This is a genomic window from Pseudomonas sp. NPDC087358 (assembly GCF_044900785.1).
Classification (GTDB): Bacteria; Pseudomonadota; Gammaproteobacteria; order Pseudomonadales; family Pseudomonadaceae; genus Aquipseudomonas.
The window spans coordinates 25431-39152 of record NZ_JBJDOA010000012.1 but is presented as its reverse complement, the minus strand read 5'-3'; the positions used below and the strand labels follow the sequence as shown (position 1 = coordinate 39152).

Sequence of the window (13722 nt, the reverse complement as noted above, 5' to 3'; positions counted from 1 at the left end):
GATGGAATTCGCTTTCTATTTCGCATCCGGCATCGCTGTTGTGGCCACCCTTCGGGTGATCACCAACACGAACCCGGTGCACGCCCTGCTCTACCTGATCATTTCGCTGATCGCCGTGGCCATGACCTTCTTCAGTCTCGGCGCACCGTTTGCCGGTGTCCTGGAAGTGATCGCCTACGCCGGTGCCATCATGGTGCTGTTCGTGTTCGTGGTGATGATGCTCAACCTGGGCCCGGCCTCGGTTCAACAGGAACGCGCCTGGCTCAAGCCCGGCATCTGGCTTGGCCCGATCCTGCTGGGCGGCCTGCTGCTGGCTGAACTGCTGTACGTACTGTTCGCCAACTCCACCGGTGCCGGTATCGGCCACACCACGGTGGACGCCAAGGCGGTCGGTATCAGCCTGTTTGGTCCTTACCTGCTGGTGGTCGAACTCGCCTCGATGCTGCTGCTTGCCGCAGCCGTGACGGCGTTCCACCTCGGCCGCACTGAGGCGAAGGAGTAAACCCATGAATGCAGCAATCCCTCTGGAACACGGTCTGGCAGTCGCCGGCATCCTGTTCTGCCTCGGCCTGGCGGGCCTGTTGGTACGCCGCAACATTCTGTTCGTGTTGATGAGCCTGGAAGTAATGATGAACTCTGCCGCACTGGCCTTCGTCGTGGCGGGTAGCCGCTGGGCGCAGCCTGACGGCCAGATCATGTTCATCCTGGTGATCAGCCTTGCCGCAGCCGAGGCCAGTATTGGTCTGGCGATCCTGCTGCAACTGTATCGCCGCTTCCACACTCTCGATATCGACGCTGCCAGCGAGATGCGCGGATGAACCTACTCTTTCTGACTTTCGTATTCCCCCTGATCGGTTTCCTGCTGCTGTCGTTTTCACGCGGCAAATGGTCGGAAAACCTGTCCGCCCTGATCGGCGTCGGCTCCATTGGCCTGTCGGCCATCGTCGCCGCCTATGTGATCTGGCAATTCAACGTCGCACCACCCGAAGGCGGGCACCTGACCATGGTGCTGTGGCGCTGGATGTCGGTTGACGGCTTCGATCCCAACTTCGCGCTGTATGTCGATGGCCTGTCCATCACCATGCTGGGCGTGGTGGTCGGCGTCGGCTTCCTGATCCACCTGTTCGCCTCCTGGTACATGCGCGGTGAAGACGGCTACTCGCGCTTCTTCGCCTACACCAACCTGTTCATTGCCAGCATGTTGTTCCTGATCCTGGGCGACAACCTGCTGTTCATCTACTTCGGTTGGGAAGGCGTGGGCCTGTGCTCTTATCTGTTGATCGGTTTCTATTACAGCAACCGCAACAACGGCAACGCCGCACTCAAAGCCTTCATCGTGACCCGTATCGGCGACGTGTTCATGGCCATCGGCCTGTTCATCCTGTTCCAGCAACTGGGCACGTTGAACATTCAGGAGCTGCTGGTGCGTGCTCCGCAGCACTTCAAGGTCGGTGATTTCTGGATCGTGCTGGCAACCCTGATGCTGCTGGGCGGCGCTGTCGGTAAATCCGCGCAGCTGCCGCTGCAGACCTGGCTGGCTGACGCGATGGCCGGTCCCACTCCCGTCTCGGCACTGATCCACGCGGCCACCATGGTTACCGCCGGTGTCTACCTGATCGCCCGGACCCACGGCCTGTTCATCCTGGCGCCGGACATCCTGCACCTGGTGGGCATCGTCGGCGGCGTGACGCTGGTGCTGGCCGGTTTCGCGGCGCTGGTACAGACCGACATCAAACGTATCCTTGCCTACTCGACCATGAGCCAGATCGGCTACATGTTCCTGGCCCTGGGCGTCGGTGCATGGGATGGCGCGATCTTCCACCTGATGACTCACGCTTTCTTCAAGGCCCTGCTGTTCCTTGCCTCCGGTGCGGTAATCGTTGCCTGCCACCACGAGCAGAACATCTTCAAGATGGGCGGCCTGTGGAAAAAACTGCCGTTGGCCTATGCCAGCTTCATCGTCGGCGGCGCGGCCCTGTCGGCACTGCCTCTGCTGACCGCAGGCTTCTACTCCAAGGACGAGATCCTCTGGGAAGCCTTCGCCAGCGGCCATCAGTACCTGCTGTACGCAGGTCTGGTCGGGGCCTTCATGACCTCGCTGTACACCTTCCGCCTGATCTTCATCACCTTCCACGGTGAAGCGAAGACCGAAGCTCATGCCGGCCACGGGATTTCCCACTGGTTGCCACTGGGCGTGCTGATCGTGCTGTCGACCTTCATCGGCGCCTGGATTCATCCGCCACTGGCCGGCGTGTTGCCGGAAAGCGCCGGACATGCCGGTGGCGAAGCCAAGCACAGTCTGGAAATCGCCTCGGGGGCCATCGCCCTGGCCGGTATCCTGCTGGCCGCGCTGCTGTTCCTGGGCAAGCGTCGCCTGGTCACCGCCATCGCCAACAGCGGCCCGGGTCGTTTCCTGTCCGCCTGGTGGTTCGCCGCCTGGGGCTTCGACTGGGTTTACGACGTGCTGTTCGTCAAACCTTACCTGGCGATCAGCCGCCTTCTGCGTGGCGACCCGCTCGACCACACGATCGGTCTGATCCCGCGTCTGGTCAAAGCCGGTAACGGCTTGATGAGCCGCACCGAAACCGGTCAGCTGCGTTGGTATGCCGCTTCTATCGCCGCAGGTGCCGTACTGGTACTTGGCGCGATTGTGTTGGTCTGATGAGTCGATCTGACATGAACCTTGCGACTTTGCGAAAGGAATTGAGCCCGTCATGATTCTGCCTTGGCTAATCCTGATCCCCTTTATCGGCGGCCTGCTGTGCTGGCAAGGTGAGCGCTTCGGCGCCACCCTGCCGCGCTGGATTGCGCTGTTGACCATGTCTCTCGAGACGATCCTGGGCCTGTGGCTGTGGAGCAGCGGTACCTTTACCTATGCCCCGGCTCCGGGCGCCGACCCAACCTGGGCGCTTGAATTCAAGCTGCAGTGGATTCAGCGCTTCGGTATCAGCGTGCACCTGGCGCTCGATGGCCTGTCGTTGCTGATGACCCTGTTGACCGGCCTGCTGGGTATCCTTTCGGTACTCTGCTCCTGGAAAGAAATCCAGCGTAACGTCGGCTTCTTTCACCTGAACCTGATGTGGATCCTGGGCGGTGTGGTTGGCGTGTTCCTGGCCATCGACCTGTTCATGTTCTTCTTCTTCTGGGAAATGATGCTGGTGCCGATGTACTTCCTCATCGCGCTCTGGGGTCACAGCTCGGCGGACGGCAAGAAGACCCGCATCTACGCCGCGACCAAGTTCTTCATCTTCACTCAGGCCAGCGGCCTGATCATGCTGGTGGCGATCCTGGGTCTGGTGCTGGTGCACTTCAACCAGACCGGTGTCATCACCTTCGGCTACGCCGATCTGTTGAAGACCAAGCTGTCCCACAGCACCGAGTACATCCTGATGCTGGGCTTCTTCATCGCTTTCGCGGTGAAGCTGCCGATCGTGCCGCTGCACTCCTGGTTGCCTGACGCTCACGCCCAGGCGCCGACCGCAGGTTCGGTGGACCTGGCGGGTATCCTGCTCAAGACCGCTGCCTATGGTCTGCTGCGGTTCGCTTTGCCACTGTTCCCCAATGCCTCGGCGGAGTTCGCGCCAATCGCCATGGTCCTGGGCCTGATCGGTATCTTCTACGGTGCCTTCCTGGCCTTCGCCCAGACCGACATCAAGCGTCTGATCGCGTTCTCCAGCGTCTCGCACATGGGTTTCGTGCTGATCGGCATTTACTCCGGCAGCCAGCAAGCTCTGCAAGGCGTCGTGGTGCAGATGCTGGCGCACGGTCTGTCGGCCGCCGCGCTGTTTATCCTCAGCGGTCAGTTGTACGAGCGTCTGCATACCCGTGACATGCGCGAAATGGGCGGCCTGTGGAACAAGATCGCTTACCTGCCGGCCATCAGCCTGTTCTTCGCCGCCGCATCGCTGGGCCTGCCAGGCACCGGTAACTTCGTCGGCGAGTTCCTGATCCTGATCGGCAGCTTCGTCCACGCCCCCTGGATCACTGCCATCGCCACTTCAGGGCTGGTATTCGGTTCGGTCTACTCACTGATCATGATCCACCGCGCCTACTTCGGGCCTGCAAAGACCGAAGAGATCCTCAAGGGCATGGATGGACGGGAATTGATCATGGTGCTGGGCCTGGCGGTGTTGCTGGTGCTGCTGGGTGTCTACCCGCAGCCGGTTCTGGACACCTCATCGGCGACCATGCATGGCGTGCAGCAATGGCTGAGCACCGCCTTCACTCAACTCGCTTCGGCCCGGTAAGAGCGCTATGGACCTGACGATTCAACACTTTATTGCGCTGGCGCCGCTGCTGATCACCAGTCTCACCATCGTGGTGGTGATGCTGGGCATCGCATGGCGTCGCAATCACTCGCAATCGTTCCTGCTGACCGTAGCGGGACTCAACCTGGCTCTGCTGTCGATCTACCCGGCCCTCAAGGTCGCGCCGCTGGTGGTCACGCCGCTGCTGCAGATCGACAGCTTCGCCTGTCTGTACATGGGCATCATCCTGGTTTCGACCCTGGCCTGCGTCACCCTGGCTCACGCCTATCTGGGCGAAGGCAAGGCGGGTTACCCGGGTAACCGTGAAGAGCTTTACCTGCTGATCCTGATGGCCGCTGCCGGCGGTCTGGTGCTGGTCGCCGCGCAACACCTGGCCAGCCTGTTCATCGGTCTGGAGCTGCTCTCGGTGCCGGTCTACGGTCTGGTGGCCTACGCCTTCTTCAACAAGCGTTCGCTGGAGGGCGGCATCAAGTACATGGTGCTGTCGGCGGCAGGATCCGCGTTCCTGCTGTTCGGTATGGCCCTGCTCTACGCAGAATCGGGCAGCCTGGGCTTTACCGAGATCGGCAAGGCCATTGCGGCCACCGGTCTGCCAAGCCCGATCGCCAGCCTGGGCCTGGGGATGATGCTGGTGGGTCTTGGCTTCAAGCTGTCGCTGGTGCCGTTCCACCTGTGGACCCCTGACGTGTACGAAGGCGCCCCTGCCCCGGTGGCGGCGTTCCTCGCCACTGCCAGCAAGGTCGCGGTATTCGGCGTGCTGGTTCGCCTGTTCCAGATCTCGCCAGCGGCCACCAGCGGCGTGCTGACCGATGTCATGTCGGTCATCGCCGTGGCGTCGATCATCATCGGTAACCTGCTGGCGCTGACGCAGACCAACCTCAAGCGTCTGCTGGGTTACTCCTCCATCGCCCACTTCGGTTACCTGATGATCGCGATGGTCGCCAGCAAAGGCCTGGCGGTCGAGGCCATCAGTGTGTATCTGGTGACCTACGTGCTGACCAGCCTGGGCGCGTTCGGCGTGATCACACTGATGTCGTCGCCTTACAGCGGTCGCGATGCCGATGCGATGTTCGAGTATCGCGGCCTGTTCTGGCGTCGTCCGTACCTGACTGCGGTCCTGACGGTGATGATGCTGTCGCTGGCCGGTATCCCGCTCACCACAGGTTTCATCGGCAAGTTCTACATCATCGCCACCGGTGTCGAAGCTCACCTGTGGTGGCTGACCGGTTCGCTGGTCGTGGGTAGCGCCATCGGCGTGTTCTACTACCTGCGTGTGATGGTGACCCTGTATCTGCAGGACTCGAAGATCCAGCGTCACGATGCCCCGTTCAACTGGGCGCAGCGTGCCGGTGGTGTGATGCTGTTGGGTATTACGCTGCTGGCGTTCTTCCTCGGCGTCTATCCGCAGCCATTGCTGTCTCTGGTGCAGCACGCCGGGTTGTGATGGTCTGGTGAGATGTGAAAAACCCTGCTCTTTAGCAGGGTTTTTTATTGTCTGGTGGCGCTGATGGGTTCTGGCTAACGCCAGACCTGTTTCGCCTTCGGCGAGTTACTTGAAAAGACACCAAGTAACCAAGTGTCCTTGCTCCTGGTTTGGCGACTCCTTCGTCGTCGTACCCTCACTCCGGCGACGCTCCGTGTGCCCGCGCTGAACGGACATCCATGTCCTAGCAGCGCTCTCGCGGCATCCATGCCGCTCGGCCCACTACACGCCACCTGCGTTCAGCCTGCACCCAAGTCGCGATTTGTGGCGTCTGGACTTTCGCGCACGAAGATCAAGATCAAGATCAAGATCAAGATCGTTCCCATGCTCCGCGTGGGAATGCCGTCCAGGACGCTCTGCGTCCAAAATGACGCGGAGCGTCATGCGCTCCGTTACCACGCGGAGCGTGGGAACGATCGTCATGCGCGATAGTTCAAGCGACACAAATCGCGACTTGGGTGCAGGCCGAACGCCGGCGACGCTCCGTGGGCCGAGCGGCATGGATGCCGCGAGAGCCGCCCCCCGCCATGGATGGCGGATGGCGGCGGGCCCACGGAGCGTCGCCGGAGTGAGGGAACCTCGACGAAGTCGAGGCCAAACCAGGAGCAGGCACCCTTGGTTACTTGGGGTGCTTTTCCAAGTAACTCGCCGAAGGCGAAACAGGCCTGGCGTTAGCCAGAACCCATCAGCGCCACCACAAACAATGGATATACACGCGACTCTCAATGCCACCAAATAAAGACTACCCCGGCAATCTCACCGTCTTCTTGGCACTGGTAAACAACCCCCACGTCGACATGAACAATGCTGCGATCATCGGCCCGATCACGAAGCCGTTGAGCCCAAACACCGCCATCCCGCCCAGCGTGGAGATCAGGATCAGGTAATCCGGCATCCGCGTGTCCTTGCCCACCAGAATCGGTCGCAGCACGTTATCCACCAGCCCGATCACGAACACCCCGAACAACCCCAGCACCACGCCCTGCCAGATCATCCCGCTGAGCAGAAACCAGGCCGCAACCGGCGCCCACACAATCCCCGCCCCCACCGCCGGCAACAGCGACAGAAACGCCATCGCCACTGCCCACAACAGCGCGCTCGGAATATCCAGCACCCAGAAAATCAGACCGCCCAGTGCCCCCTGCGTGATCGCCACCACCACGTTGCCCTTGACCGTGGCCCGCACCACGCGGGTGAACTTCAGCTGCAGGCGACGTTTCTGCGGCTCGGCCAAGGGAACGGCGATGCGGATCCTGCGAGTCAGGTCCTGACCGTCGCGCAGAAAAAAGAACAGCAGGTACAGCATGATGAAAAAGCTGACCACGAAATCGAACGTCCCCTGGCCGAAACTGAACGCCTGCGTCGCCAAGAACTGGCTGCCTTGCATCGCGGTCTTGGAGATCTTGTCCTGCAAGCCTTTGAAGTCGCCCATGCCCAGGCGGTCAAGCCAGTGCTGCATCGATGAGGGCAACAAGGCCTTGAATTCGGCCAGGTATTTCGGGATATCCAGCTGCCCGTTCTCGACGCTTTTGTACAAGGCCGCGCCTTCTTGCACCATCAGCATGCTGATAATGATCACCGGCAAAATCGCGATCAGCAGACAGATCGTCAACGTACACAACGAGGTCAGGTTGCGCTGCCAGCCAAAGCGCGCCAGCAGGCGACGCTGCAAAGGGGCGAAGATGATACCCAGCACCACCGCCCAGAACACCGCGCCATAGAACGGCAGCAGGATCCAGATGAACGCCAGCGTCACCAGCACCAACAGCAGCAGCAGGGTTTTGTTTTGCAGCGAGGTTTCGTTCATGTCCCTTCCAAGTCATCGCGCCCCGCTGAACGCACGGCCTGATCATTAGTCCTTCGATCGCTGAAGGAGTGCCGCCTGCAAGACTGGCGAGACAACAAAGGGAGAACTTCAGTCAAGCAGCGCTTGGCGGGCCATTGCGGCCCGCCAGCCAGGTCATCAGATACGGAACTGGCCGACCAACTGGGCCAGGCGCTGATTGAGCTCTGTCAGGTTGCGCGAGGTCGTGGCGCTGTGTCGGGTCTCGTCGGCGACGCTCTCCACCGCCACGGCGATCTGGTGCACGCTGCGGTTGATCTCCTCAGCCACGGCGGTCTGTTCTTCCGCGGCACTGGCGATTTGTGCGTTCATCGAGTTGATGGTACCGATCAGCTGACCAATGGTGTCCAGCGACGCACCGGCTTCGTTGGCACGTGCCGATGTGCCATCACCCGCCTCACTGGAGCGACGCATGGCGGCGACCGCGCCCTGCGTACCCTGCTGCAAGCGATCGATCATCCCTTGGATTTCCTGGGTGCTTTGCTGCGTACGGCTGGCCAGTGCGCGGACTTCGTCGGCGACCACGGCGAAGCCACGTCCGGCCTCACCGGCCCGCGCGGCTTCGATTGCAGCGTTGAGCGCCAGCAGGTTGGTCTGTTCGGCAATCGAGCGAATCACCCCCAGTACGCCAACGATCGATGTCACGTCATTCTGCAGGCTGTCGAGCGAGCTGCCGCTGTGACGGATATCGCTGACCAGCGCGTGAATCTGCTGGATGCTGCCCTCGACCACGCGCTTGGCGGTCTGGCCTTCCTCGTCGGTGCGTTGTGCTGCGACCGATGCGCCTTGAGCGCTCTTGGCCACTTCCTGCGCGGCGGCCGACATCTGGTTGATCGCCGTGGCGACCTGATCGGTCTCGTGACGCTGGCGCTCCATGGCGAGCTCGGAGCGTTGCGCCTGGTGCGTGACTTCACCCACCAGCCCGGTCAATTGCGAAGTCATTTCGGCGATCTGCCGCACCAGGCCGTGAATCTTGTCGACGAAGCGATTGAACGACGCTGCCAGTTGGCCCAGTTCATCCTCGGAATTGACCGCCAGACGTCGGGTCAGATCGCCCTCCCCCGCGGCGATGTCATCGAGGTTGGCCTTCATCAGGCGCAACGGCCGCAAAATGCCACCCGCCATCCAGATGCCGACCACGGTAATGATCAGCAGCACCAGCACGGCAATGCCGATGATGCTCATCAACATGGTCTGCATGCGCTGGGCAACGGCGGTCTGCACTTCGGCAACCTTGGCATCGATGTTGTCCAGGTTTACCGATGAGCCGATCGCGATGTCCCACTTGGGCAGATATTCGGTGTAGCCAAGCTTGGGCACGAATTCGCTGGAGCCAGGCAAGGGTGACGAGTATTCAAGGTAATGAGTGCCCGCTTTGGCAACGTCCACGAGACCGATGTTGTAGTAGACGCCGTTGGCGTCGTGCACATCCTTGAAGCTCTTGCCGATGCCATCGGGGCTGCTGCCCTTGAACAGGCGCACGGCCTGTGAGTCGTAGCCGAAGAAGTAGCCGTCTTTGGCGTACTTGACCTGCGAGAGCATCTTGATGACCTGTGCGCGAGCGTCCAGGTCACCGGGGGCGGAGGCATCGTAAAGTGGCTTGATCGTGCCCAGGGCCACCGTGACATAACTCTGCAACGTGGTCTTGGCTTCGGCGAGCAGGTGTAGACGGGTCTCTTGTACTTCACGCCTGGCTTGCTCGCGCAGCATGAATACCGTGCTGACGCTGACGATCAGCGCGAACAACAGCACCGGCAGCACCGCAAGGGAAAGGACTCTGGCTTTGAGATTTAGCCGCATAGGTATCGTGACCCTTTATTATTGTGTGCGTTGTGCCGTGGGGCTCCCTTAGGGTTAACGGCCCGAGCCGGCAGAAGTTGAGGCCTGGACGCAGCGCCGCGCGGACAACATGGATGTCCGCATTCTTCAGTGCGGTTGCAGGCCCTGCCGCTCCGGCAGGTCGATACGCACCTGCAAGCCGCCCCGAGGACTGTCCAGCAGCTGGATTCGCCCGCCCAACGATTCGACGATGTCCTTGACGATACCAAGCCCCAGCCCGTGCCCGGTCATCTGCTCGTCCAGACGATTGCCGCGTCCGAGCACGTCTTCGCGCTGGACTTCAGGGATACCCGGACCGTCGTCGTCGATCAGCAGGCAGTAACCGCCGGGCGCTCGGGTGAGGCTCAGGCAGATCCAGCTGTCGGCCCATTTGCAGGCGTTATCCAGCACATTGCCCAGCAATTCGAGGATGTCTTCGCGATCCCAGGGCAGAATCAGCCCCTGGGTCACCTGATAGCTGAGTTCCAGATGTTCGCCGTGGATCATCCGCAGCGTAGACAGCAGCCCTGGCAGCTCGGCGTCGCAATCGAAGGGCATGCCGGGCAAGGCGTCACCCGAGAGCCGCGCACGATTGAGTTCACGCTCAAGCCGCTGCTGAATCTGTTGCAACTGCGCTTGCAGCGTGGCCCTCAGATGCGGGTGCGCTTCCAGGGTCGGCCCTTCTGCCAGGCTCATCAGCACCGCCAGTGGCGTTTTCAGGGCATGCCCGAGGTTGCCCAGCGCATTGCGTGAGCGTTTGAGGCTGTCTTCGGTGTGGGCCAACAGGTGATTGATCTGCGCCACCAGCAGTTCGAGTTCCAGCGGCACCTGTTCGTCCAGTTGTGAGCGCTGTCCCTGTTGCAACTGAAGGATCTGTTCGCGCGCCTTGTCCAGCGGGCGCAGCGCGCGACGTACCGTCATGCGCTGCAATATCAGGATCAGCATCAACGCCACCAGCCCCAGACCCAGGCCAATGCGCTGCACAAGCGCAAAACTGGCTTTGACCGGCGTGTAGTCCTGGGCAACGGTGATCGAGATCGTCTTGCCGAATTTGCGGTACTGATTGCTCAGCAACAACAGCGACTGTTCGCTCTTTTTCAGTTCAAGGTTGGCGTGCAGCCCGGTTTGCTCCGGTTGCGGTAATTCAAGGTCCCACAGGGATCGCGAGCGCCAGTGACCGCCGTCGAAGTCAATCCGGAAATAGTGCCCCGAATAGGGCCTTTGATACCCGGGGGACAACCTGTGCTCGTCCAGTTGCAGGCCGTCGGGGCCGCGCACAATCGCCACCAGCAACGATTCGGCGTCGTCACGCAAGCCGGTCTCCAGATAGCGTTGCAAGCCGACCTCAAACAGCCAGAGACTGACCTGCGCCAGCACCAGCCCGACGATCAGCAGAACGCTGATCAGGCCCAGGCTCAGTCGTCGCTGAATCGATCTCACCCGCCTGTCCCGCCATAGCGATAACCCTGGCCCCTGCGGGTTTCGACCACAGCACGGCCGAGCTTGCGGCGCAGATGATTGACGTGAACCTCGATGACGTTGGAGTCACGCTCGTTTTCGCCGTCATACAAATGCTCGGCCAGATGGGTTTTGGAAAGAATCTGCGCAGGATGCAGCATGAAATAACGCAGCAGGCGGAACTCGGCGGCGGTGAGCTGAATCTCCTGGCCGTCACGGCTGACGCACTGGCGGCCTTCATCCAGGTGCAGCCCCGCGGCCTCGAGCCGGGGCTGATTGGCCAGCCCCCGGGCACGACGCAACAACGCCTGAATGCGCAGCTGCAGCTCCTCGGGATGAAAGGGTTTGCTCATGTAGTCATCGGCGCCGGCCTTCAGGCCCTCGATGCGCTCGGCCCATGACCCACGGGCGGTCAGCACCAGCACCGGCGTGGTCAACCCGCCCGCCCGCCATCGGTGCAAGACCTCAAGGCCCGGAACGCCCGGCAGGCCAAGGTCGAGCACGATCAAGTCATACGGCTCGCTCGCCCCTTGATGCACCGCATCCCGGCCGTCGGCCAGCCAGTCGACGGCGTAGCCCTGTCGGCCCAGGGTGCTGACCAGTTCATCAGCCAGGGAAACATTGTCTTCAACCAATAACAGACGCATCAATCATCTTCCTTGTCTTGCAGCAGGCGGCTGTCACGGGCATCGAATTTCAATTCGCGGACCACTTTTTCGGCGGTCAGCAGTTCAATTTCATAGACCAGCACACCGTGTTTTTCCTCCAGCTCCGCTTGCAGCAGTTTGGAGCCCGGGTAACGCTTGAGTGCCAGTTCTATGAATTGCTCAAGCGGCAGGATCACGCCCTGCTGGCGCAATTGCAGCGCTTGATCCTGATCAAGGTCTCGCGCCATGCACAGGCTGGAAGCCGAGATGGCGCAAGTCGCTAACACGCAGTAAACGAGACATTCATGGAAACGTTTACCGGTGTTCATCAGGTGTCCTGATGGTCTTTGAGGATCTGGCCGCTGGTGGCGTCAAGCTCCACGTCCCACTCGACGCCCTTGGCGTCACGCAGTTCGACCTGATAAACGTATTTGCCATATTCCTGTTCCAGTTCGGTCTCGGTGATGGTCGCACCCGGGTGCTTGGCGAGGGCGGCGGCATTGAGCTTCTCGAAAGACTGAATAGTACCTGCATCGCGCAGTCGCAGCGCTTCATCCGGGCCAAGGTCCTTGGCCTGGATGACACCGGCAGTCAGAGCAATGGCGCAAGCGGCAATAAGGGCAGTCAGGGTTTTCATGGTGGATCTCCGTTGAAGTGTTGATGTTCACGGGATCCACGATAATCAACCGAGCTTAATTCAAGCTGAATTTATCTGGCTACATGCCATCAACCTCTTTCGGATCGCTTGCCGACATCGCCGATGTGACGAGTGCCGATCGCCGCGGGGTTCATTGCAGGCCTTGGGGCGGTTGATTTCAACCAGCCGGTCAGGTTTCGCCTGTCGCAGGACAAACCATTGCTGGTAAACTCGCCCCCTGCATTTTTCGCCCAGGCGATCGCCACCTTTCAAGGCTCTCTATACCGTGGAAATCTTCAAGGAATTTACATTCGAATCGGCCCACCGCCTTCCTCACGTCCCGGAAGGTCACAAGTGCGGCCGCCTGCACGGTCATTCGTTCCGGGTAGCGATCTACCTGCAGGGCGAACCCGATCCGCACACCGGCTGGATCCGCGACTTTTCCGAGATCAAGACGATCTTCAAGCCGCTTTACGAGCGCCTGGATCACAACTACCTCAACGACATCCCCGGCCTGGAAAACCCGACCAGCGAAGTGCTGGTGAAGTGGATCTGGAACGAGTTCAAGCCATTGCTGCCCGAGCTGTCGGCCATTCGCATTCACGAGACTTGCACCAGCGGTTGCGTGTATCGCGGCGACTGATGACGTCAGATGTGTAAAAAAAACCACCTCCGGGTGGTTTTTTTGTGGCTGGTTGTCAGAACCGGTATTCACGGCCAGGCTGGATAGGACCGTCCTGGCCGATTGTGAACCGGCATTACCGCCGAACGTTATCTGACTACCCTCTACGTGTCTGACCAGCGTGCTGCCTTTGGCTTCCTGGTTGACCTGATAATCAACGCCTGCCTTGACCGCCAACCGCGGACTGAACTGATAGGCGCGGTCAGCGCAACACCCTGCATTCGGCGGCGATTGCCCTGGTCACCGGTGAAGGTCAGGTCCCGCAGATGATGCTGGTGGTAATCCTGGTAATTCTGGCTCGTAAGCTCGCACGTGTCGCATTCGCCCGGATGAAGAATCAGGACGAATACATCAGCAAAACGGCCTAAAGGTGTTTGCAGTCAACGATGGAATCTTCCACTGCGTGCCGCCAGATGGAAAAAAGGAGGCGGAGAAAAAACATGTTGATCGCTTCTGCCCGAAGGGCGTGGGAGTTTGCCGGGGTGGCGCTCCCCTTGCCGACGATCTGGCGCGAAGCGCCAGCAAACCCTGTGGACGCTATGCGCCTGACTTACCGAGCCGTCTGATTCTACTGCCGGTGCCCGGCAGATCGCTGGCAAGCCAAGCTCCCACGGCCTCTGGCCAGAATCAAAAGCAGCCGGCGCAACAGGGGTCCATTGCTTCTGCCCGCAGGCCCTCAGATGTCCACCCGCTTCTGCCCGAAGGGCGTGGGAGTTGGCTTGCCGACGATCTGGCGCGAAGCGCCAGCAAACCCTGTGGACGCTATGCGCCTGACCTACCGAGCCGTCTGATTCTACTGCCGGTGCCCGGCAGATCGCTGGCAAGCCAAGCTCCCACGGCCTCTGGCCAGAATCAAAAGCAGGCGGCGCTACAGGGGTCCATTGCT

General features: G+C 60.8%; 12 protein-coding genes and 1 pseudogene. 6 read left to right on the top strand and 7 right to left on the bottom strand.

Features of this window, described 5'->3' with window-relative positions; all coding sequences use genetic code 11:
- Position 1: 1 nt before the first annotated feature.
- From nuoJ to nuoN, 5 genes are read left to right on the top strand one after another with little or no spacing between them, the layout of a single operon-like run.
- Entirely contained in the window at positions 2-502 is a 501-nt protein-coding gene (gene nuoJ / locus ACI2KS_RS23415) for an NADH-quinone oxidoreductase subunit J (RefSeq protein ID WP_404623386.1), read from the top strand.
- 4 nt (positions 503-506) lie between these two features.
- The gene (gene nuoK, locus ACI2KS_RS23410; protein WP_404623385.1) at positions 507-818 is read left to right on the top strand and encodes an NADH-quinone oxidoreductase subunit NuoK; all 312 of its coding nucleotides are present in this window, start codon (positions 507-509) and stop codon (positions 816-818) included.
- Positions 815-2662, top strand: coding sequence for an NADH-quinone oxidoreductase subunit L (gene nuoL, locus ACI2KS_RS23405; RefSeq protein ID WP_404623384.1), 1848 nt, complete (start codon positions 815-817; stop codon positions 2660-2662). The genes nuoK and nuoL overlap by 4 nt, the downstream gene beginning before the upstream one ends.
- 52 nt (positions 2663-2714) lie before the next feature.
- A complete protein-coding gene (nuoM, locus tag ACI2KS_RS23400; protein ID WP_404623383.1) occupies positions 2715-4247 on the top strand; it encodes an NADH-quinone oxidoreductase subunit M in 1533 nt (510 codons plus the stop codon).
- Between the two features lie 7 nt (positions 4248-4254).
- Entirely contained in the window at positions 4255-5712 is a 1458-nt protein-coding gene (gene nuoN / locus ACI2KS_RS23395; RefSeq protein WP_404623382.1) for an NADH-quinone oxidoreductase subunit NuoN, read from the top strand.
- 781 nt (positions 5713-6493) lie between these two features.
- Here the strand turns inward: nuoN and ACI2KS_RS23390 are convergent.
- From ACI2KS_RS23390 to ACI2KS_RS23360, 7 genes and pseudogenes are all read right to left on the bottom strand, one after another.
- Positions 6494-7558, bottom strand: coding sequence for an AI-2E family transporter (locus ACI2KS_RS23390; RefSeq protein ID WP_404623381.1), 1065 nt, complete (start codon positions 7556-7558; stop codon positions 6494-6496).
- Positions 7559-7714: 156 nt separating this feature from the next.
- On the bottom strand, positions 7715-8470 hold the full coding sequence (locus ACI2KS_RS23385) for a methyl-accepting chemotaxis protein (RefSeq protein ID WP_404623548.1): 756 nt from the start codon (positions 8468-8470) through the stop codon (positions 7715-7717).
- 102 nt (positions 8471-8572) lie between these two features.
- A pseudogene (locus tag ACI2KS_RS23380) lies at positions 8573-9304 on the bottom strand (cache domain-containing protein); the annotation flags it as partial.
- A gap of 216 nt (positions 9305-9520) precedes the next feature.
- Entirely contained in the window at positions 9521-10852 is a 1332-nt protein-coding gene (locus ACI2KS_RS23375; RefSeq protein ID WP_404623380.1) for an ATP-binding protein, read from the bottom strand.
- Positions 10849-11517, bottom strand: coding sequence for a response regulator transcription factor (locus ACI2KS_RS23370; protein ID WP_404623379.1), 669 nt, complete (start codon positions 11515-11517; stop codon positions 10849-10851). Before ACI2KS_RS23370 ends, ACI2KS_RS23375 begins: the two co-directional genes overlap by 4 nt.
- Positions 11517-11846 carry a PepSY domain-containing protein gene (locus ACI2KS_RS23365; RefSeq protein WP_404623378.1) on the bottom strand — a complete coding sequence of 110 codons (330 nt, stop codon included), beginning with the start codon at positions 11844-11846 and terminating at the stop codon, positions 11517-11519. Before ACI2KS_RS23365 ends, ACI2KS_RS23370 begins: the two co-directional genes overlap by 1 nt.
- Positions 11846-12154 carry a PepSY domain-containing protein gene (locus ACI2KS_RS23360; protein ID WP_404623377.1) on the bottom strand — a complete coding sequence of 103 codons (309 nt, stop codon included), beginning with the start codon at positions 12152-12154 and terminating at the stop codon, positions 11846-11848. Before ACI2KS_RS23360 ends, ACI2KS_RS23365 begins: the two co-directional genes overlap by 1 nt.
- Before the next feature lie 286 nt (positions 12155-12440).
- On the opposite strand from ACI2KS_RS23360, the gene queD reads away from it, so the two are divergent.
- A complete protein-coding gene (gene queD, locus ACI2KS_RS23355) occupies positions 12441-12797 on the top strand; it encodes a 6-carboxytetrahydropterin synthase QueD (protein ID WP_404623376.1) in 357 nt (118 codons plus the stop codon).
- Positions 12798-13722 lie beyond the last annotated feature (925 nt).